The organism is Rathayibacter agropyri, from assembly GCF_013249015.1.
GTDB classification, from domain to species: domain Bacteria; phylum Actinomycetota; class Actinomycetes; order Actinomycetales; family Microbacteriaceae; genus Rathayibacter; species Rathayibacter agropyri.
On record NZ_JABRPL010000001.1, the window covers coordinates 1 to 19,932 of the forward strand.

The following is a 19,932-nucleotide window of genomic DNA, read 5'->3' on the forward strand; positions in this document are numbered from 1 at the left end:
CCGTTGTAAAGGCTGGTAGGAGTGGTCAAGGATTGCTTGCGTCCACTTTGTGGTTCCCAGAAGACGGGCACCCCGCGTCGATCGTGAAGATCGTCCGGAACAATTGAAAACACGCACGGCGTGTAACCCAAGATTTGACCATCGACCCGTTTCGCGGGTGGGTGTGTCGCCAGGGTTACGGCGGCCATAGCGAGAGGGAAACGCCCGGTCACATTCCGAACCCGGAAGCTAAGACTCTCAGCGCCGATGGTACTGCAGGGGGGACCCTGTGGGAGAGTAGGACACCGCCGGACACCATTCACGATGGCCACCCACACACTGGGTGGCCATCGCTGTTTAACCGGTCGCCACGATTTCGTGGGCGAGACCGACGGCCGGAGCGACGTCGCTCCCGTCGTCGCCCCACTCCCGATCAAGGAGAAACGGTGAACCAGGACCGCACTCATCAGGACCAGACCGAGCAGCACGGCGCCGGCCAGGAGCGCGCTGACGCGGTTGCTGACGATCTCGGAGCGACGCTCGAGGACATTGAAAACGCTCCGCTGGCGCAGAGGGCGGCTGCGTACTCGCAGGTGCAGGACGAGCTTCGGCTACGGCTAGAGCACGCCAATCGCGCCCGATGATGGACAGTTCACGACTTGACTCGGCTCTCGCTGTTCGGGGGATCGCGCGCTCTCGGACTCATGCCGCTCGGATGATCGCCGACGGTCTCGTCACGGTCGACGGGATTCCCGCGCTCAAGTCCTCGCTCCGTGTGCGCGACGATCAGGAGGTGGCGGTCGCCGGTCTCGACCATTACGTCAGTCGTGCTGCCCACAAGCTTCTCGCAGCGCTGGACACGTTCGCGGTCCGGGTGGAGGGTGCGAACGCGCTCGATGTGGGCGCGTCGACCGGCGGTTTTTCGCAGGTCCTCCTCGAGCGGGGTGCGGCCTCGGTCATCGCCCTCGACGTCGGGCATGCGCAAGTGGCGCCGCGTATCCGCTCCGATGACCGAGTGCACGTAGTCGAGGGGTTCAACGCCCGGGACATGACTTCGGCACGATTGGCCGAGGCCTCCGGTACCGATGTTGTGCCCGACCTGGTCGTCTCGGACGTCTCGTTCATCTCCCTGACGATGGTGCTGCCTCCGGTTGCCGCATCCGTGTCTGCGTCGGCCGACTTCGTGCTGCTGGTGAAGCCGCAGTTCGAGGTCGGGCGAACCGGTATCCGCGAGGGGATCGTGCGCGATCCGGCGCTGCGGCGTGAAGCGCTCTCGGACGTTCTGTGGTCGGCCTGGGATGTCGGGCTCGGTGTTGTTGGTCTCGTTGAATCGCCTCTCCCCGGGAGCGCTGGGAATCACGAGTATCTGGTGCACCTCCACCGCGGCCATGGAACGATTCCGACAGAATGGAGGGACGCGGTCACCGCGCTCACCACCGGATGACGCGATCGTGTCCGCCGCCGTCGATCGATCCGAAGGACACCTCCTCGATGCAGTCCCCTCCTGACGAGCGCAATATCCTCGTCGTCGCCCACACCGGACGAACGGACTCCCTCGACGCGGCGATCCTCGTCGTCGAACGCCTGCGCAATTCCGGTGCGCGGCCCATTCTCTGCGCGGATGACAAGGGCGACATGGTCGCCGCAGCCGCCGACCTGGCCGACGTCGACGTGCTCGGCGTTGATGTCCCCCTTGAGTCAATCGAGTTGGTCTTCGTGCTGGGCGGCGACGGCACCATTCTCCGGGCCGCGGAGATCGTCCGCTCGGGGACCGCGCCGCTGCTCGGAGTCAACCTCGGCCATGTCGGGTTCCTCGCCGAGAGCGAGCGCGACGACCTCGACGACGCCGTCGCGCGAGCGCTGAGCGGCGACTACCGCGTCGAGGAACGAATGACGCTGCAGGTGCGGGTCAAGATCAATGACGTGGTCGTCTATGAGACCTGGGCTCTGAACGAAGCGACGGTCGAGAAGGGTAGCCGCGAGCGGATGCTCGAGGTGATGGTCGGCATCGACGGGCGTCCGTTGTCGAGCTTCGGCTGTGACGGGATTGTGGTATCGACTCCGACCGGATCGACCGCCTACGCGTTCTCGGGCGGCGGTCCCGTGGTCTGGCCGACCCTGGAAGCGATGCTGCTGGTGCCGCTGAGCGCGCACGCCCTCTTCGCCCGGCCTCTGGTGGTGGGGCCGGATTCGAGCCTCGCGGTCGAGGTAAAGGAACGGACCGACGGCGTGGGCGTGCTCTGGGCCGATGGGCGGCGCACGTACGAGCTGCCGACGGGTGCGCGTGTCGTCTACCGCCGCTCTCCGGTGCCCGTGCGCTTCGCGCGCCTGCACGACGCCTCCTTCACCGATCGCCTCGTGCACAAGTTCGGTCTCCCCATCCGTGGATGGCGGGGGTCGGCGGAGACGGAGTAGGGACCCATGCTCGAAGAGCTACAGATCCGCGATCTCGGAGTGATCGCCGAGGCGACGCTTCCGCTCGGACCAGGCTTCACGGCGGTGACCGGGGAGACCGGTGCCGGCAAGACCATGGTCGTCACCGCGCTCGGTCTGGTGTTGGGCGCGCGGTCGGACGCGTCCGCAGTTCGCTCGGGTGCACGGCAGGCCTGGGTGTCGGGGCGCTGGCTGGTCCCGGAGGTAGGGCCCGTCGCCGACCGCGTGCACGACGCCGGAGGCGACCTGGACGGGCCGGAGTTGCTGCTGGCGAGGTCAGTCTCGGCGGAGGGGCGCGGGCGCGCCGTCGTTGGGGGCCGCAGCGCTCCGGTGAGCGTTCTCAGCGAGCTCGCCGACCAGCTGGTCGTGGTGCACGGGCAGTCTGATCAGATCCGCCTCCGCTCAGCCGCCGCGCAGCGCGAGGCGCTGGATCGCTTCGGCGGACCGGACCTTGCCGAGGCGATTCGCGAGTACACGAGCGCGTTCGAGCGTTGGCGCGCCAACCGCGAGGAGCTCGACGGTCTGAGCGACGCGCGCGAGGCACGCGCTCGCGAGGCGGAGCGGCTCCGCGCCGCCCTCGCGGAGATCGAGGTGATCGCTCCGCAGCGGGGCGAGGACGTCGAACTCGCAGCGCAGTCGGCCCGCCTCGGGAGTATCGAGCAGCTTCGGCTGGCCGCGGGTGATGCGCGCGAGGCCGTGTCCTCGGAGGAGCTGGACGGGCGTGACGCGCTCGGGCTCGTCGAGACGGCGCGGCGCGTGCTGGAACGGGCCGCCGAGCACGACGCGGCGCTGCAGCCGACGGTGCAGATTCTCGGCGAGGCCTCCGTGCTGCTCGTTGATGCGGCGGGCGCTCTCTCCTCCTACTTGGCCGAGCTGGACCTCGACGGGGCGCACGACCTCGAGCTCATCGAGAACCGGCGCGCCGAGCTGACGATGCTCGCCCGGACCTACGGACCGACGTTGGACGACGTGCTCGACCTGGTCGACTCCTCCGGCCTGCGCCTGCTCGAACTGGATGGTGACGACGAGCGGATCGCGGCTCTCGCGGCCGACACCGCGGCCGACGCCGATCTCGTTGACCGGCTCGCGACCCGGCTGACGCAGCTACGCACGGCTGCGGCGGCGGAGCTGGGGGAGCGAGTGAGCGACGAGCTGACGGCACTCGCGATGACCGACGCGCGCCTGCAGGTGCAGGTGACGGCGGCGGGCGAGCCATCGATGTACGGTCGCGACGTGGTGGAGATGCTGCTGCAGCCGCACTCCGGTGCGACGCCTCGACCACTTGGTCGCGGCGCCTCGGGCGGCGAGCTCTCGCGGGTGATGCTGGCGATCGAGGTCGTGGTCGCCGCCAACGACCCCGTGCCGACGTTCGTGTTCGACGAGGTCGATGCCGGAGTGGGTGGTGCCGCGGCGATCGAGATCGGCCGACGGCTCGCGCGCCTCGCTGAGACCTCGCAGGTCATCGCTGTCACGCACCTGGCGCAGGTCGCGGCCTTCGCGACCAATCACCTCCGCATCGAGAAGGGATCAGACGGCGCAGTGACGTCGAGCGCGGTGACGCAGCTCGACTCCGAGGAACGGGTCTCGGAGATGGCGCGGCTACTCTCCGGCCTCACTGACTCGGCGAACGCCCTCGCCCACGCGCGGGAGCTGCTGGAGACGAGCCGGCGCGGCTGAGCCGGGCTCCGATCCGGGCGAAGGACGACGGTCGCTCCGAATGTGCTGTTAGGGTGGAAGCCCGTGGTGGACTTTACGAACACGGGCCTTTCCCCTTCTTCTCCCGCGGATTCCGGGAGATTCTCCGACCCGACGCGTGTCACGTCGTCGGCCGGGCAGGACACTCCTCTGAAAGTCACGAAGCACATCTTCGTCACGGGCGGAGTCGTCTCCTCGCTCGGCAAGGGCCTGACGGCCGCCAGCCTGGGCAACCTCCTCACGGCGCGCGGACTCCGCGTGGTCATGCAGAAGCTCGACCCGTACCTCAACGTGGACCCGGGCACGATGAACCCGTTCCAGCACGGCGAGGTCTTCGTCACCGACGACGGGGCCGAGACCGACCTCGACATCGGGCACTACGAGCGCTTCCTCGACATCAACCTCGACCAGGCGGCGAACGTCACCACCGGGCAGATCTACTCGCGGGTGATCGCCCGCGAGCGCGCCGGGGAGTACCTCGGTGACACAGTGCAGGTCATCCCGCACATCACCGATGAGATCAAACGGCGGATGCGGCTTCAGGCCGAGGACGACCCGCAGCCGGACGTGATCATCACCGAGATCGGCGGCACGGTCGGCGATATCGAGAGCCAGCCGTTCATCGAGTCGGCGCGTCAGGTCCGCCACGAGCTGGGCCGCGCGAACGTCTTCTTCGTGCACGTCTCACTCGTCCCGTTCATGGGCGCGTCCGGTGAGCAGAAGACGAAGCCGACCCAGCACTCCGTTGCCGCCCTGCGCTCGATCGGGATTCAGCCGGACGCTCTCGTCCTGCGCAGCGATCGACCGGTGTCGGAGTCGAATAAGCGCAAGATCGCGCTCATGTGCGACGTGGACGAGCAGGCCGTCGTGAACGCCAGGGATGTCGCATCTATCTACGAGATCCCGCAGATGCTCAACGAGCAGGGCCTTGACTCCTACATCATCGACCAGCTTCGTTTGCCCGCCGGTGAGGTCGTCTGGGACGGCTGGGCGCGCCTGCTTGAGGCTGTGCACGAGCCCAAGCACGAGGTGACCATCGGCCTGGTCGGCAAGTACATCGACCTGCCGGACGCCTACCTGTCGGTGACCGAGGCGCTGCGGGCCGGCGGATTCGCGCAGCAGACGAAGGTGGTCATCCGCTGGATTGCGTCTGACGGGCTCGAGGACCCGGAGGTTGCGGCACGGACGCTCTCAGAGCTCGACGGCATCTGCGTGCCCGGCGGTTTCGGCATCCGCGGCATCGAGGGCAAGCTCGGCGCATTGCGCTTCGCCCGCGAGAACGGAATTCCGACGCTGGGTCTGTGCCTGGGGCTACAATGCATGGTGATTGAATACGCGCGCACCAAGGCGGGACTCGAGGGCGCCTCCTCGACGGAGTTCGACCCGGACACCGAGTTCCCCGTGATCGCGACAATGGCCGAGCAGGTCGAGATCCTCGCGTCCGGCGATATGGGCGGCACCATGAGACTCGGGCTCTACACGGCGACCCTTGCCGAGGGCTCGATCGTGGCCGAGGTCTACGGAGCGTCCGAGGCGGCCGAGCGCCACCGTCACCGCTACGAGGTCAACAACGCTTACCGCGATCGGATCGCCAAGGCCGGCCTCTGGTTCTCGGGCACATCGCCAGACGGACACCTCGTCGAGTACGTCGAGCTGCCGCGCGACAAGCACCCCTACTACGTCGGCACCCAGGCGCACCCGGAGCTGCGCTCGCGCCCGAACAATGCGCACCCGCTGTTCCGCGGTCTGGTAACCGCGGCGCTGGAGCGCCAGGAGTCCTCGCGGCTGTTCCCTGTCTCGGAGGCGGGCGACGATGAGTGAGCCGCTGTCCGATGAGCTGATCGAGCCCGAGATCCTCACCAGCGAGCGGATCTTCGACGGGGTGGTGTGGGATGTCCGCGCCGAGACCTTCCGCTACGGGGGCGGCGAGTTGCGACGGGAATTCGTCGACCACACCGGCGCCGTCGCGGTGCTCGCGCTCGACGACGACGGCCGGGTTGCGCTCATCAAGCAGTACCGTCACCCGATTCGCAGCCGTGAGTGGGAGATCCCCGCGGGGCTTCTCGACATCGAGGGTGAGAATCCGCTCGTCGCCGCGCAGCGCGAGCTGGGGGAGGAGACCGACCTGCAGGCCGAACGCTGGGATCTGCTCTCGGAGTTCGTAACCTCGCCCGGCGGCAGCGACGAGGTCATCAGGATCTACCTCGCCCGCGGGCTCTCAGCCACCGCTGCCGCTTTTGAGCGCGAGGCCGAGGAAGCGGACATGGAGCTGCGCTGGGTGCCACTCGACGAGGCTGTCGAGGCGGTGCTGGCCCGGCGGGTGCAGAACCCGTCGCTGACGATCGCTGTACTGGCGGCGCACGCATTTCGGGCCCGCGACTGGCGCGGGCTGGGCGACGCCGCCTCGCCGTGGACGCGGCACCCCCGGGTGCGCCACCCTCGGGTGTGACGCCGCGCGCCTGCGCCGACGCTTACCTCCGCCAGGCGAGCGTCGAGCGCGGGCTCTCGGCACACACGCTCGTGGCGTATCGGCGCGACCTCGCGCTCTACCTCGGCTGGCTGGAGGAGCGCGGGGTCAGTGAGTTGGCCTCGCTGCGACGAGCGGATGTCGGCGAGTTCTCCTCGTGGCTCGCGGCGCGTCCCGACAGGCCGCTCGCGCCGAGTTCGAGGGCGCGCGTTCTCTCGAGCGTGCGCGGGCTGCACCGGTTCGCGCTGGAGGAGGGCCTCGTCGCCGACGACGTTGCGCACGACGTCGTGCCGCCCAAGCTGCCGATGACTCTGCCCAAGGCGATCACGATCGAGCAGATGACGGCGCTGCTCCAGGCCGCGCGCGGCGAGGAGCTGGCCGACCTACGAGACCGCGCGCTGCTCGAGCTGCTCTATGCGACCGGCGCGCGCATCTCGGAGGCGGTCGACCTGAATGTAGACGATGTGCTGGACGCCGAGGTGGTGCGTCTGACGGGCAAGGGCTCGAAGCAGCGCATGGTGCCGCTCGGGCGCTACGCCCGAGAGGCGGTGGACGAGTACCTGGTGCGGGCGCGGCCGGAGTTGTCGCGGCGTGGGCGGGCGACTCCTGCGCTCTTTCTCGGGATGCGGGGGAGCCGGCTGTCGCGGCAGAGTGCGTGGCTCGTGATCCGGGCGGTGGCCGAGAAGGCGGGGCTGGATGCCACGATCTCGCCGCACACATTCCGGCACTCCTTCGCGACGCATCTGCTGGCGGGCGGAGCGGATGTGCGGGTGGTGCAGGAGCTACTCGGGCACGCATCGGTGGCGACGACGCAGATCTACACGCTGGTGACAGCAGACACCCTGCGCGACGTGTACACGTCGGCGCATCCGCGCGCGCGGCGCTGAGGGGCCGCCCCTCCGGGGCTCGGCGGGGCGCGGCGGCGGGGGACCGGGGCGCCGGTACACTCGACGCAGGCCGCGCGGGAGCGCTCGCCGACACGGAGACGAGGTAGACGCAGGTGACACGCAAGACGGACGACAAGGCCGAACTCACCGGTCTCGAAGCCCCGACGCTCGGCCCGACCGGCCGTCCTCTGCGCGACTTCCCCTTGCCTGTGGAGTTGACCGGCCACGGACCCGCGCGGATCATCTCCCTCTGTAATCAGAAGGGCGGAGTCGGCAAGACGACGACGACCATCAACCTGGGCGCGACGCTCGCCGAGTACGGCCGCCGCGTGCTGGCGATCGACTTCGACCCTCAGGGCGCTCTGTCCGCGGGCCTTGGGGTGGCGACCTACGACGCGATCACGATCTACGATCTCCTCCTCGGCACGGTGAAGGACCCGGCCGAGGCGATTCGCAGCACCCGCGTCCCCAACCTCGACATCATCCCGGCCAACATCGATTTGTCGGCGGCGGAGGTCCACCTCGTGAACGAGGTCGCCCGTGAGCAGATCCTCGCGCGCGTGCTGCGCAAGGTGAGCGCCGACTACGACGTCATTTTGATTGACTGCCAGCCCTCACTGGGTCTGCTGACCGTCAACGCACTCACCGCGAGCCACGGGGTCCTCATCCCGCTCGAGTGCGAGTTCTTCGCCCTGCGCGGTGTCGCGCTGCTGATCGAGACGATTGATAAGGTGCGCGATCGGTTGAACCCGGTGATCGAGCTCGACGGCATCCTGCCCACGATGTACGACTCCCGCACGCTGCATTCGAGGGAGGTGCTCGACCGCGTGGTCGACACGTTCGGTGACAGCGTTCTCGAGACGGTGATCGGCCGGACGGTGAAGTTCCCGGACGCGAGTGTGTCCGGTGTGCCGATCACGCAGTTCGCTCCCGAGCACAACGCCGCGAAGGCGTATCGCAAGCTCGCCAGGGAGCTGATCTCGCGTGGCGCGGTCGCCTGAGGTCGTCCTCGAGGGGCGTCCCGCGCCGACCGGATTCCGCGTCGCCCTGAGCAACTTCGAGGGACCATTCGACCTCCTCCTGAGCCTCATCGCGAAGCAGCAGGTCGACATCACCGAGATCGCGCTGAGCGCGGTGACGGACGAGTTCCTCTCTTACCTGCACGGAATCGACACGCTCGAGGGACTGGACCGCGCGTCCGAGTTCCTGGTCGTCGCTGCGACGCTCCTCGACCTCAAGATCGCCGGGTTACTGCCGCAGGGCGAACTCGTGGACGCGGAGGACGCCGCACTGCTGGAGGCCCGTGACCTGCTGTTCGCGCGACTTCTCCAGTACCGGGCGTTCAAGCACGTCTCGTCGTGGTTCGCCGAGCGGATGGCGGTTGAGACCGGCCGCCACGTGCGAAACGTCCCGCTGCAGGAGGAGTACCGGGCAACGAAGCCGGAACTCGTCTGGACCCTCTCGGCCGAGGACTTCGCCGCGCTGGCTACTCTCGCGCTTGCGCCCCGGGAACTGCCGACGGTCGGGTTCGATCACCTGCACGCGCCGCGGATCAGCATCCGGGAGCAGGCCGCCCACGTCGTCGTCGTGCTGCGCTCACGGGAGTGGGCGACGTTTCGCGAGCTGATCGCGGGCGCGGACGAGAAGGGTGTGGTCGTGGCCCGCTTCCTCGCCGTGCTCGAGCTGTACCGGCACGGTGCCGTGTCGTTCGAGCAGCCCGAGCCGCTCGGCGAGTTGACACTGCGCTGGATCGCCGAGTCGTGGAGCGACGAGAACCTTGCCGCGCTGGGGGCGGACTATGACTCCTGATTCCTCCGGTCGGACGGACGCCGATCCCGGTGCGGTCGCCGTCGAGATCGACCGGGCGATCGAGGCGATCCTGATGGTTGCCGACGAGCCGCAGTCGCTCGCCGCTCTCGCTACTGCCCTCTCGCGACCGATCGCGGTGGTCCGCCAGTCGATCGAGCGGCTCGTCGCCGACTACGACGGCATCGACGGCTCGATCCGCCGCGGATTCGAGTTGCGCGAGGTCGGCGGCGGCTGGCGTATCTATGTGCGTCGCGAGTATGACGCGGTGGTCTCGGACTTCGTGCTGACCCAGAATCCGACGCGGCTCTCGCAGGCCGCGCTCGAGACGTTGGCGGTCATCGCGTACAAGCAGCCTGTCTCGCGCGGCCAGGTTGCGCAGATTCGCGCGGTCAACGTCGACTCCGTCGCGCGCACCCTCCTCGGCCGCGGCCTGATCGTGGAGGTCGGCCACGATCCCGAGACGGGCGCGGTCCTCTACGGCACCACCGAGCAGTTGCTCGTGCACCTCGGCCTCACCTCGCTCGATGAGCTGCCGAAGATTTCACCCCTACTGAGCGACGGAAGAGACGGATTCGATGAGCGCCCCTGACAGCGGCCCCGATGGCGAACGACTGCAGAAGGTCCTCGCGGCCGCGGGGGTCGCCTCCCGCCGGGTCGTTGAAGAGATGATCGTCGCGCGACGGATCCGCGTGAACGGCACCGTGGCCGACGAACTCGGTCGGCGCATCGACCCGGCGACCGACCGAATCGAGGTCGACGGCGTCGCGGTGCAGTTGGATACCTCGCGCCGCTACGTGATGCTGAACAAGCCGGTCGGAGTGGTCAGCTCGCTGGCCGACGAGAATGGCCGGGCCGACCTCAGCACCTACACGAAGAATTTCGAGGAGCGGCTGTTCAACGTCGGCCGTCTCGACGCCGAGACTTCCGGGCTCCTGGTGCTGACCAACGACGGCGAGCTGGCACACGTGCTCGCGCATCCGTCGTTCGGAGTGACGAAGACCTACATCGCGAAAGTGCACGGGCAGGTTCTCCCGCAGACGATCGCGGCGCTGACCGCCGGGATTGAGCTCGATGACGGACCGGTGGCGGCCGACAAGGCGCGGCTGCTGGGGCGGCCGGAGGGGCGCTCGAACGCGTCGCTCGTTGAGATCACGCTGCACTCGGGGCGCAACCGCGTCGTTCGGCGGATGATGGCCGCAGTCGGGCACCCCGTGATCGAGCTCGTGCGGCGGCAGTTCGGGCCGCTGCACCTGGAAACGCTGCGCTCGGGCGATCTGCGCGATCTGACCCGCGACGAGCTGGGTGCACTGCTCACCATCGCGAGGCAGGGCGGGGAAAAGGTGGCAGCCGCGACGCCGGCGCCGACTCGGAAGGCGAGTGCGGGGGCTCGGCGGCCACGGCCGGACAGGGGTGAGCGCGGCACGGGCGGGGGGCGTGGCTCCGGCGCTCGCGAGGAGGCTCCCGGTCGCGGAGGCTCCTCCACAGGCGGTCAGCGGCGGGATGCTCCACCGCGTCGCTCGGGAGCGGACAAGCACCGTCGCCCCGATCGCTAGGCTGTCCGGGTGAATGAGCTCCTGCACCCCGCCGCGCCCGCGATGCGGACGACCGGCACGGTGCGGGTGGTCGGCTCCGGCCTACTGGGCGCCTCCATCGGCCTTGGCCTCGCCTCGCGTGGGATCGATGTCGTGCTCGACGACGCCTCGCCGGCCAGCCTCTCGCTTGCCATTGACTACGGTGCCGGCCGTGCTGCCTCCGCCGATGACCGGCCTTCGGTGGTGGTGGTCTGCGTGCCGCCCGACGTCACAGCGAGCGTCGTCGAGCGCGAACTCGCTGCGCATCCGGAGGCGGTAGTCACCGATGTCGCGAGCGTCAAGACCCAGCCGCTGCGCGAGTTGCGCGCCCGCGGTGTCGATCTCTCCCGCTACATCGGCTCGCACCCGATGGCCGGCCGCGAGCGCGGCGGACCCGTCTCGGCGCGCGGCGATCTCTTCGTGGGCCGACCCTGGGTGATCTGCCGTGATGGTGAGACGAGCGCCGAGGTGCTCGCGCGGGTCGAGGGCCTCGCGCTTGATCTCGGTGGGACGATCGTCGAGATGGACCCGGAGGAGCACGACCTCTCGGTCGGCCTCGTTTCGCACGCGCCGCAGGTCATCTCGTCGCTGCTCGGGCAGCGCCTGCTTGACGCGCCAAACGCGGCACTGCGCCTGGCCGGGCAGGGCGTGCGGGACGTCTCGCGCCTCGCTGCCTCTGCCCCCGAACTGTGGATGCAGATCCTCGCCGCGAACCGCCACCACGTCGTCGCGGTGCTCGACGCCTTCCGCAACGACATCGCCGAGGTCGCTGACGCGCTCCGCGACCTGGATGCGCCGGGCTCGCGCCGCGTCCTCGCCGAGCACCTCGCAGCAGGGAACGCCGGAGTCGCGCGGCTGCCAGGCAAGCACGGCCAGGACCAGCGCTTCTCGACACTGATCGTGCTCATCGACGACTCCCCGGGCGCGCTCGCGCGCCTGCTCGCCGAGATCGGCGAGGCCGGCGTCAACCTCGAAGACGTGCGCCTCGAGCACGCCGAGGGGCGCCGCGTGGGCCTCGCCGAGATCTCGGTACTGCCCGAGGCGGTCGCTCCGTTGACGGATGAACTGACCGCACGCGGCTGGAGGATCGCCGGATGAGCACCGAGCAGAACAGGCAGGAGGGTGGCCTGAACAGAATGACACCCGCCCGTCGAGCGCAGCAAAGCATCCCGGAGGACGGCGGTGCCGCTCCCGTGCGTGCTTCCCGCACGGAGGCGGCCGAGCAGGGCGATTTCGGTGAGGCCGTTGTCGTGGCAATCGACGGCCCGGCGGGCAGCGGTAAGTCGAGCGTGTCGCGCGAGGCTGCACGCCGGCTCGATTTCGAGTTTCTCGACACGGGGGCCGCCTACCGGGCGCTCGCCTGGCACGGACTCGACCGCGGGCTCGACTTCGCCGACGAGGACGCGATTGTCGACGCGCTCGATGGCTTCGACTACTCCATCGGCACGGACCCCGAGTCGTACTCGGTCTGGGTTGGCCCGACCGAGGTGACCGCGGCAATCCGTGAACCCCGCGTCACCGCGCAGGTGTCGGCCGTCGCGAAGGTGCCGGAGGTGCGGCGGAGGATCACCCTGCTGTTTCGGCGGATCATCGGCGAGACGCGACGCGAGGGCATCATCGTCGAGGGGCGCGACATCACGACCGTGGTCGCACCGACGGCACCCGTGCGGATCCTGCTGACGGCAAGCGAAGAGGCTAGGATGGCCAGGCGTTCGCGCGAGGTCACCACGCAATCCGCCGAGGCGACGGGTCAGGCGCTGCGGTCCAGGGACCGCGCCGACTCGCAGGTGGTCGACTTCATGAACGCCGCAGAAGGAGTCACTCTTCTCGACTCCACTCATCTCGACTTCGAGCAGACCGTCGATGCGGTCGTCGCCGAGGTCCGAACTTCGAGAGCAAGGGCCGATCATGGCACAGGACACGCACGTCGGTGACGACGAGCTGAACTTCCCCGACGACGATCTCGTCGAGCGTCTCGGCGACCTCGACGAGCAGCTCGCCTCCTCACGCGCTCAGGCGCTGCGTAGTGGACTCGAGGACTACGACCTCGACGAGGAGGACCGCGACCTCCTCGAGTTCGCCGCTGAGGACTCGAACGAGGTCCGCTACCTCCCGGCCCTTCCGGTCGTGGCAATCGTGGGCCGTCCGAACGTGGGCAAGTCTGCGCTGGTGAACCGCATTCTTGGCCGCCGCGAAGCCGTCGTTGAGGACACCCCCGGCGTGACCCGCGACCGCGTGTCGTACAGGGCCGAGTGGATCGACCGCTCCTTCACCATCGTCGACACTGGCGGCTGGGAGCCGGACGCCCGCGGCATCGACGCCTCCGTCGCCATGCAGGCCGAGATCGCAATCGACCTCGCGGACGCCGTCATCTTCGTGGTCGACGCGAACGTCGGCGCCACGGCAACCGACGAGCACGTGGTGAAGCTGCTCCGCAAGACGAAAAAGCCGGTCTTCCTCGCGGCGAACAAGGTCGATGACGCGCGGCAGGAGCCGAACGCTGCTTCCCTGTGGTCGCTCGGCCTCGGCGAACCCCGCCCGGTCTCGGCCGTACACGGCCGCGGTGTGGCCGACCTCCTTGACGCGGTGCTCGAGACGCTGCCGCTCGAGTCGGCCGTCGCCAAGCGTGAGGTCGGTGGTCCGCGCCGCGTCGCGATTCTCGGGCGCCCCAATGTCGGCAAGTCGAGTCTGCTGAACAAGGCCGCGGGGGAGGAGCGGGTCGTCGTCAACGAGCTGGCCGGCACCACGCGAGACCCGGTCGACGAGCAGGTCGAGATTGCCGGCAAGGTGTGGCGCTTCGTTGACACCGCGGGCATCCGCCGCCGCGTTCACCTGCAACAGGGCGCCGACTTCTACGCGTCGCTGCGCACCTCGACCGCGCTCGAGAAGGCTGAGGTCGCCGTCGTCGTCCTCGACGTCTCGCAACCCATCTCGGAGCAGGACGTCCGGATCATCGACCTGGTCCTCGAGTCGGGCCGCGCGCTGGTCCTCGCCTTCAACAAGTGGGACCTTCTCGATGACGAGCGCCGCCGCTACCTTGAGCGCGAAATCGAGACCGACCTGGCGCACGTCGCCTGGGCGCCCCGGGTCAACATCTCGGCGCGCACCGGTCGGCACCTCGAGAAGCTCGTGCCCGCCCTCGAACTTGCCCTCGAGTCGTGGGACACGCGCATCCCGACCGGCAAGTTCAATGCATTCCTGGCCGAGCTCACCGCGGCGCATCCGCACCCCCTCCGCGGAGGCAAGCAGCCGCGTGTGCTCTTCGGCACCCAGGCGTCCTCGCGGCCACCGACCTTCGTGCTGTTCACGACCGGGTTCCTCGACCCGGGCTACCGCCGCTATATTGCGCGGCGCCTCCGCGAGATCTATGGCTTCCAGGGGTCGCCGGTGAATGTCAACATGCGGGTGCGGGAGAAGCGCGCGCGCTGACGCCGCTCCGGCTCCTCATTCTGTGTGCGGCTCGCAGGAATCGTCGGATCCTGCGAGCCAGACGTGCGTGTGGCGCCCGAGCGTGATTCTGCCTGCCCGGGGGCGACAGTCGAGGCGTCAGGCGGCTGTCGCGAAAGGCCACCACGGCGGCAGGAGCCGGCGGTAGGCGGCGAGGTAGCTCTCGGTCGAGCGGGGCGCGGGCAGGCGTAGCCACGCCTCCATCAGCCCGGTCGAGCCGGCCGCGAGGAAGGACGCCGTCCCCTCGAGAAGGAAGCCGCGGGGACCCTCTCCCTCGGGGACGTCGAGCACCCCGGCTTCGAGGGTCGCGGTGACCGCCGAGCGGAAATGCAGCGCGAGCATCGCCCGCAACCCCGAGTCACCGGCGGGTGCATCGAACGCGCGGAGGTAGAGCTCGCGGTGGGTCTCGAGGTGGCCGAGCACCTGCGCGGTGGCCTCGCGGATGCTGATGTCGGTCGCCGCGCCCTGGTGCAGACGCTGCAGGAAGCCATCGCGGATCGCGTCGAGCTCCCCGCGCAGCGCCGCGCAGAGCAGCTCGGCGGTGGAGGTCGCATGGGCGTAGAAGGTCGAGCGATTCACACCGGCGAGGTCAGTGATCTCGGTGACGGTGAGGCTTGCGATGTCGCGGTTGGTCGCGAGTTCGATGATGGCTCGGTGCAGGGCCACCTGCGATCGCTTCTGCCGCGCATCCACTACTGCTGCCTCCTGTGCTGTTCCTGGCGCGTCGACCTGTGCCGCCGCGTTCCGCCCGGTGATTCTACGGTGCCCGCCCGTTTTCGCTTCCGGCCGCGGCATCCGCTAAGGTAGTCGAGTTGCCCGGGCTTCGGCCTGGACTGCCACGGGCTGTGGCGCAGCTTGGTAGCGCACTTGACTGGGGGTCAAGGGGTCGCAGGTTCAAATCCTGTCAGCCCGACTGATAAGGCCTGGTGAGACGGCAATCTCACCAGAGCGTTGCCATGTTCTGGGGTCGTTTCTGTGGTCCCCCTGCGGTGCTCCCGGACGGTCGCCTGCGGACGACTGGGACGTCTTGACCCCTTTTTCTCATGAGGACTCCGGCTAATGAGTGATCCCCGATCGGCCTCCGCGCAGGAAACCGCTACCGGGCTAGTCAGCAGTCAGATGCTCGGTCGCCCGATCCGCCGGAGCCCGTGCCAACCAGTGCGACCACACGTCTTTTTCAGACGAGGGCTGATCTAGCATGGGGCCGCAGACCGACGGGCGTCCGGTCCGCGTGGACGACCTGAATGGCGGTACAAGAATGATGACTGAGCGAGGCATCGCGACCCTCGTCGGGAATGGATTGTCAATCGCCTTCAACCCGGAACTGAACTTGCAGAGCATCACTGAAGAGGTTCTTCGTCGCATTGAGAAGGCGGACGGCGGAGACGTTGTTGTTGCGATGAAGGAGATTGCCGAGCGCGCCCTTCCCGATGGCGCGACGAGCGCCGAGGACTTCGAAGTTCTTGTTGGCGTGTTCGGGGCGGAGTCCCGCACGCTGGATGTCTTGGGCACTCTCGCGGTTTTGACCAAACCGTCGGACAAGGACCTCAGGGACGCGATCAGGCGAGTCTCGACGTTCGCGAAACAGATACGAGACACGGGCGTATCGCACGTCCTCGAAGTGATTGCAGAGCGTTCACACGCATACGTTACGGAAGCGCAGAGTCTCTACGACTTGATAACGGCGATCACCGAGTCGTTCGACGGCAGGGTTGTCATTGGGAATCTCAACTACGACACGCTCTTGCTTGCTGCGCTTTTGGCGGTCTGCCAATCGGACGTCGCTGACATGGGGCACGGGAACCGTCCCGTGAACATACTCGTTCACGACGGCGTTGAACGCGAAGTGCAGCGGCTCAGATCAAGTAGCGAAGACTTCCCGGGAAACAAGCGAGTGCAGTTGCTGCATATCCATGGTTCGCTCACCTACTGGGCAACACAAGACAAAAATATTTATGCCAAGTTGCCCAAGGAGATACTCAATGGTCGCGACCAGTGGCGTGCAATCCGCGAAGAGACAACGAATGTCCGACCAGTCGTCGTTCTTGCGAATCGGAAGGACAAAGCGGAACACGTAGCTCGGTATCCTTTCAGTCTGGCGTACGAAATGTTCTCAGGCGGATTGGCCGAAGTGGATCACTGGCTTATCATCGGCTACTCTTTTAGAGACGATCCTGTAAATTCCGCACTACGAGCGAAGTTTATCAATCGTGATCGGAAGCCTTACGTTCTCGTCGTGACTTACGGCCGCGAGTTGCAGCAGCGAGACGTAGAAAGGGCATTCGGTTGGCGTGCTGAAGACGGCTCGTCCACTTCATGGCTCACCATCAACCGGGGCGGTGCCCGCGGCGTGGAGAATACTGACGACTGGCAGGACTTCGTCAAGCGGCGGCAACCCCGCCGAGATTCTACTCGGTAACTACCCACCTACTGAGTGTTGCATTTTCGATGCGCATGTTGGCTACAAGTCTCTTCAAATCTGATATCCGCACTCGATCGCGTTGTTCTACGAACTCCTCCTGCAACGGTGGTCGCAGCTACCTAGCGCCGCCAAGCGCAGTGGAACCGGAGCTTCGTCCGCCGTGCGAAGACCTGCTCTCACTGGAGTTCTGACCGAACTGGTTGCGACGCTCATCACGCAGGTGCAAGAGGGCGGGCAAGTCGATGCTGTCAAAGTCCTTACGAACGAGATTTCACACGAAATCGGCAAGGAGCTTGAGATGCATCTCACCGGCGGCGGTCCGGATCATCGGAGCAACCGGCACCTCTGGTGCGTCGCACTCTCCACGATCTGCCGCGTCTACGACGAAATCGGCGGTTTCACCCAGCAGTCCATCCAGGATCTCACGAACCGCATCATGCAGAAGATCCGAGACGAAATCTCGTTGGAGCGGGGTGAGAAGATCAGTTGGTGGGCACATCGCAGGCGATTACTCTATGGTGTGCGCATGAAGGTCTCCCTCGCGGCTCCAACTGACCCACGTACGACTTTGATCGCGGAACGCAATTTCGTGTAAGGCATGCGGTTCTATCCGCAACAAATTGGTTTATTGATGACTACGACATCGTTGAAGTTGAAGATGTGCTGGAAGTGATCGCCTGGGCGAAGAGCGAGTTGCGGGACGGGCAGTTTGCTGTGTACGTCGTCACACAGAGCAGCGCGGAGGGGCCTAACGGATTCTTCGACGATACGCATTTCACGCGAATATTTGGTGATCTTTTTGATGAAGACGAAGGCGCTGGCGCAACGTCGGTGGAGATTCGCGAGGACTGAGGCGACGGGTAAGTCCATCCCGCCGCCTCAGCCGCTCTTAATTGGCGGTAATCGAGATTGTTTGTGTACCCGGCCCTCCAGCGCTCATGGTGGTGTCCTGAGGGGCTACGCGGGACGAAAAGCCGCATGCTATGGAGGTCCATGCCGAGTACGTGGTTCCTGTCGAGTAGGAGGGGTCGTAGTCTGCCGGAGCGTAGAGCACCCATGGAGGCTTATTCGCGCGGCTTGTTTGAGAAAGTGAAGTGCCACGACCGCCGAGATTGTTTGGGTGAAGGTAGGAAAGGGTCGCCGGTAGTCGGTGTGGAGGATTCGCCAGTTTTTTGCGCGTGTAAATCGATCAAGCTGATCGTGAACGGGCCAGTCACTGTAGTACTGCTGCTCCGTGCCTGCATACGAGTGGCGGTCGCCCGGCGCCGAGGGCGACGGGCCGATTACGACCGACCCCACGAGTGCGCCGAAGTCCATCCCTGACCGCTCATCGGAACCGTCGTCTCCCAATGGAGGTGTCGACGGTCGCTCGTGCTGAGAGCAGTCACTACCTTCGCGTCGTGTGAAGGTGCTGACGAGCTGCTCAGCGGCTTCACTCGTGATCCCCGATTGCCTGGCGTATAAAAGCGACCGTGCCGGGCGCGTCGATTGCTAGACGGTCGAGCACGTCACCGGGTTCGGCACCGTCGTCCCATGCCGCGGCGATTGCGGCGACGATCCCGCCGAGCGCATCCGGGCGGTCTTGGTGCAGCTTGGTGAGGAAGTCGTCGGGATGCTGCGCTTCCACGCCCCACGTCTTCAACCGTTCCGAGGGGAAGTCGCGGAGATTTCGGATGACGATCACCTGGGCTTCGGCGTGGATCGCGGCGGCCACGACGTGCCGGTCGTCGGCGTCGGGGAGGTCGAGCTGGTCGATCAGGTGTTCGTAGCCGGTCACCGTCACGTCACGGATCGCGTCGTTCATCAGACGGCGGGTGCGACCCAGGCGTGCGGGGTCGAGGTCGGGGCGGTTGGCGCGCAGGTTGTGGAACACCTCATCGAGAATCCGATCCGTCCACTTCGGCTGCACCAGTCGCGCGAGGCCGACGCGGATCAGCAGATCCCGCAGAGTGGACGGGTAGAGCACGTTGGCGTCGTAGACAACGACCACCGGCATCAGGCGAATCCGAACTCGCGAGTCTCCGCTGTCAGCGCGTCGGCTGCCGACCGGCGACGTGCGTCGTCGTCGCGTAGGTAGTGGATCAGCGACGCGGCCTTGACGCGGCGGTGGGTGCCGACCGTGCGGTACTCGATCTGCCCCGCGTCGAGCAGCCCGATCAGGAACGGGCGTGACACGTGGAGCGCATCGGCGGCCTGCTGAGTGGTCAGCTCCGCCTGCGCAGGAAGAACCGTCACGCCCTCGCCGTGCGCGAAGCTGTCGAGCACCTGCGCCAGCGCGGCCAACGCGGACCGGGGCACCTCCACCTCGCCGGCCTGATCGCCGAGTCGCAGCCGGACCGGCCCCTCCGTGCCGAGCGCGGCGTCGAGCCCGCGCAGGGCGGACGCCGACAGCTCGGTGTCTGCCGGATCGGGCACCAGCGTTGCGATGTCGCTCATCGGACCGTCCTCCTCATCGAAACAATCGAAGCAGTCGAAACAAGTGTATCTGGGACGAGTTGGTCTGGGGTGGGGCGCAGTCGGGCGCATCGTGGGCATGGTGTCTATCGATGACCGGCCCGAGGAGGCGATGGATCGGCGGTTTCCCGGGGCGGGGGAGGGCGACCTGATCATTGGAGCGCACGGCAGGACGGCCGCGATCACTGTGCTGGAACGGCATTCGCGTTACGGGATCATCCTGGGCCTGCTCCGACGGCGTCGCCGACGCCCTCATCGACCGGAACAGCGACCTGCCCGCGCACCTCCGCGGCTCGCTGACGTGGGATTAGGGCACCGAGATGGCCCGCCATGCGCAGCTCACTCTCGCGACCGAGCTGCCCGTCTACTTCGCGCACCCGCGGTCCCCGTGGGAGCGGCCCTCGAACGAGAACACCAACGGGCTGATCCGCGAATACCTGCCCCAAGGCGTCGAGATCACCAACCATCAGTCCTACCTCGACGCCATCGCCGACGAACTCAACGACCGACCCCGCCACACCCTCGGCTTCCGAACACCACGCGAGACATTCGAGAAAATCCTCACCGACCACACCGTTACTTAGACGACTTGACACCGCCGGGTCCAGTGGAGAGTTCATCGAGCGCATCTGTAGCGAGGTCACCCTCCGGGTCGGACCTCGTCGGTCGCAGTAGATCGCTGTGCTTCAGAGGTGCTTCTCGTAATGAGGATGCCAGTCGGGACAAAGACGTACTACGGCTGGCCGGTAGTTGCGGGTAACGCCCGGA

20 protein-coding genes, 1 tRNA gene, 1 rRNA gene and 2 pseudogenes are annotated in these 19,932 nt (G+C 67.1%); 20 read left to right on the forward strand and 4 right to left on the reverse strand.

What is annotated here, in order from left to right; genetic code table 11:
* Positions 1–188: hypothetical protein (locus tag HRF29_RS14640; protein WP_222929568.1), on the reverse strand; the 188-nt coding region annotated here is incomplete at its 3' end.
* Between HRF29_RS14640 and rrf the strand changes: the two genes are divergently transcribed.
* The 15 genes and pseudogenes from rrf to der all read left to right on the forward strand — a co-directional run bounded on the left by rrf (position 177) and on the right by der (position 14,270).
* Positions 177–293: ribosomal RNA gene (rrf, locus tag HRF29_RS00005) — 5S ribosomal RNA — on the forward strand. The genes HRF29_RS14640 and rrf overlap by 12 nt on opposite strands.
* A gap of 132 nt (positions 294–425) precedes the next feature.
* Positions 426–623: a hypothetical protein gene (locus HRF29_RS00010; protein ID WP_173242863.1), complete on the forward strand. Its 198-nt coding sequence runs from the start codon at positions 426–428 to the stop codon at positions 621–623.
* Entirely contained in the window at positions 623–1,423 is an 801-nt protein-coding gene (locus HRF29_RS00015; protein ID WP_173245722.1) for a TlyA family RNA methyltransferase, read from the forward strand. The genes HRF29_RS00010 and HRF29_RS00015 overlap by 1 nt, the downstream gene beginning before the upstream one ends.
* A 47-nt stretch (positions 1,424–1,470) precedes the next feature.
* The gene (locus tag HRF29_RS00020) at positions 1,471–2,394 is read left to right on the forward strand and encodes an NAD kinase (RefSeq protein WP_173242865.1); all 924 of its coding nucleotides are present in this window, start codon (positions 1,471–1,473) and stop codon (positions 2,392–2,394) included.
* 6 nt (positions 2,395–2,400) lie between these two features.
* Positions 2,401–4,089, forward strand: a complete 1,689-nt coding sequence (gene recN, locus HRF29_RS00025; RefSeq protein WP_173242867.1) for a DNA repair protein RecN — start codon at positions 2,401–2,403, stop codon at positions 4,087–4,089.
* A 168-nt stretch (positions 4,090–4,257) separates the two neighbouring features.
* Positions 4,258–5,928 (forward strand): CTP synthase, encoded by a 1,671-nt coding sequence (pyrG, locus tag HRF29_RS00030; protein WP_173245725.1) that lies wholly within the window; start codon positions 4,258–4,260, stop codon positions 5,926–5,928.
* Positions 5,921–6,556 carry an NUDIX domain-containing protein gene (locus HRF29_RS00035; RefSeq protein WP_173242869.1) on the forward strand — a complete coding sequence of 212 codons (636 nt, stop codon included), beginning with the start codon at positions 5,921–5,923 and terminating at the stop codon, positions 6,554–6,556. The genes pyrG and HRF29_RS00035 overlap by 8 nt, the downstream gene beginning before the upstream one ends.
* Positions 6,553–7,461 (forward strand): site-specific tyrosine recombinase XerD, encoded by a 909-nt coding sequence (gene xerD, locus HRF29_RS00040; protein ID WP_343043585.1) that lies wholly within the window; start codon positions 6,553–6,555, stop codon positions 7,459–7,461. The genes HRF29_RS00035 and xerD overlap by 4 nt, the downstream gene beginning before the upstream one ends.
* A gap of 113 nt (positions 7,462–7,574) precedes the next feature.
* Positions 7,575–8,462, forward strand: a complete 888-nt coding sequence (locus HRF29_RS00045; RefSeq protein ID WP_173242873.1) for an AAA family ATPase — start codon at positions 7,575–7,577, stop codon at positions 8,460–8,462.
* Positions 8,446–9,270, forward strand: a complete 825-nt coding sequence (locus tag HRF29_RS00050) for a segregation/condensation protein A (protein WP_173242875.1) — start codon at positions 8,446–8,448, stop codon at positions 9,268–9,270. Before HRF29_RS00045 ends, HRF29_RS00050 begins: the two co-directional genes overlap by 17 nt.
* Positions 9,260–9,859: an SMC-Scp complex subunit ScpB gene (gene scpB, locus HRF29_RS00055; RefSeq protein ID WP_173242878.1), complete on the forward strand. Its 600-nt coding sequence runs from the start codon at positions 9,260–9,262 to the stop codon at positions 9,857–9,859. Before HRF29_RS00050 ends, scpB begins: the two co-directional genes overlap by 11 nt.
* Positions 9,846–10,598: pseudogene (locus HRF29_RS00060) on the forward strand (pseudouridine synthase); the annotation flags it as partial. The gene scpB and the pseudogene HRF29_RS00060, both read left to right, overlap by 14 nt.
* A 267-nt stretch (positions 10,599–10,865) precedes the next feature.
* Positions 10,866–11,939, forward strand: coding sequence for a prephenate dehydrogenase (locus HRF29_RS00065; protein ID WP_173245728.1), 1,074 nt, complete (start codon positions 10,866–10,868; stop codon positions 11,937–11,939).
* Complete coding sequence (gene cmk / locus HRF29_RS00070) at positions 11,936–12,775, forward strand: (d)CMP kinase (protein ID WP_246226569.1); 840 nt, start codon at positions 11,936–11,938, stop codon at positions 12,773–12,775. The genes HRF29_RS00065 and cmk overlap by 4 nt, the downstream gene beginning before the upstream one ends.
* On the forward strand, positions 12,750–14,270 hold the full coding sequence (gene der, locus HRF29_RS00075; protein ID WP_173242884.1) for a ribosome biogenesis GTPase Der: 1,521 nt from the start codon (positions 12,750–12,752) through the stop codon (positions 14,268–14,270). Before cmk ends, der begins: the two co-directional genes overlap by 26 nt.
* Positions 14,271–14,387: 117 nt before the next feature.
* On the opposite strand, the gene HRF29_RS00080 is transcribed toward der, so the two are convergent.
* Positions 14,388–14,954 carry a TetR family transcriptional regulator gene (locus HRF29_RS00080; RefSeq protein WP_173242887.1) on the reverse strand — a complete coding sequence of 189 codons (567 nt, stop codon included), beginning with the start codon at positions 14,952–14,954 and terminating at the stop codon, positions 14,388–14,390.
* A 173-nt stretch (positions 14,955–15,127) separates the two neighbouring features.
* On the opposite strand from HRF29_RS00080, the gene HRF29_RS00085 reads away from it, so the two are divergent.
* The 4 genes from HRF29_RS00085 to HRF29_RS00100 all read left to right on the forward strand — a co-directional run bounded on the left by HRF29_RS00085 (position 15,128) and on the right by HRF29_RS00100 (position 17,562).
* A tRNA-Pro gene (locus HRF29_RS00085) sits at positions 15,128–15,201 on the forward strand.
* 285 nt (positions 15,202–15,486) lie between these two features.
* Positions 15,487–16,707 (forward strand): SIR2 family protein, encoded by a 1,221-nt coding sequence (locus HRF29_RS00090; RefSeq protein ID WP_173242890.1) that lies wholly within the window; start codon positions 15,487–15,489, stop codon positions 16,705–16,707.
* A 163-nt stretch (positions 16,708–16,870) separates the two neighbouring features.
* Complete coding sequence (locus HRF29_RS00095; protein WP_173242893.1) at positions 16,871–17,305, forward strand: hypothetical protein; 435 nt, start codon at positions 16,871–16,873, stop codon at positions 17,303–17,305.
* 65 nt (positions 17,306–17,370) lie between these two features.
* Positions 17,371–17,562 (forward strand): hypothetical protein, encoded by a 192-nt coding sequence (locus HRF29_RS00100; protein ID WP_173242896.1) that lies wholly within the window; start codon positions 17,371–17,373, stop codon positions 17,560–17,562.
* Positions 17,563–18,142: 580 nt separating this feature from the next.
* Here the strand turns inward: HRF29_RS00100 and HRF29_RS00105 are convergent.
* Positions 18,143–18,706, reverse strand: coding sequence for a PIN domain-containing protein (locus HRF29_RS00105; RefSeq protein ID WP_173242898.1), 564 nt, complete (start codon positions 18,704–18,706; stop codon positions 18,143–18,145).
* Positions 18,706–19,146 carry a helix-turn-helix domain-containing protein gene (locus HRF29_RS00110; RefSeq protein WP_173242901.1) on the reverse strand — a complete coding sequence of 147 codons (441 nt, stop codon included), beginning with the start codon at positions 19,144–19,146 and terminating at the stop codon, positions 18,706–18,708. Before HRF29_RS00110 ends, HRF29_RS00105 begins: the two co-directional genes overlap by 1 nt.
* A gap of 82 nt (positions 19,147–19,228) precedes the next feature.
* Here HRF29_RS00110 and HRF29_RS15420 point away from each other — a divergent pair.
* A pseudogene (locus tag HRF29_RS15420) lies at positions 19,229–19,748 on the forward strand (IS30 family transposase); the annotation flags it as partial.
* Between the last annotated feature and the right edge of the window lie 184 nt (positions 19,749–19,932).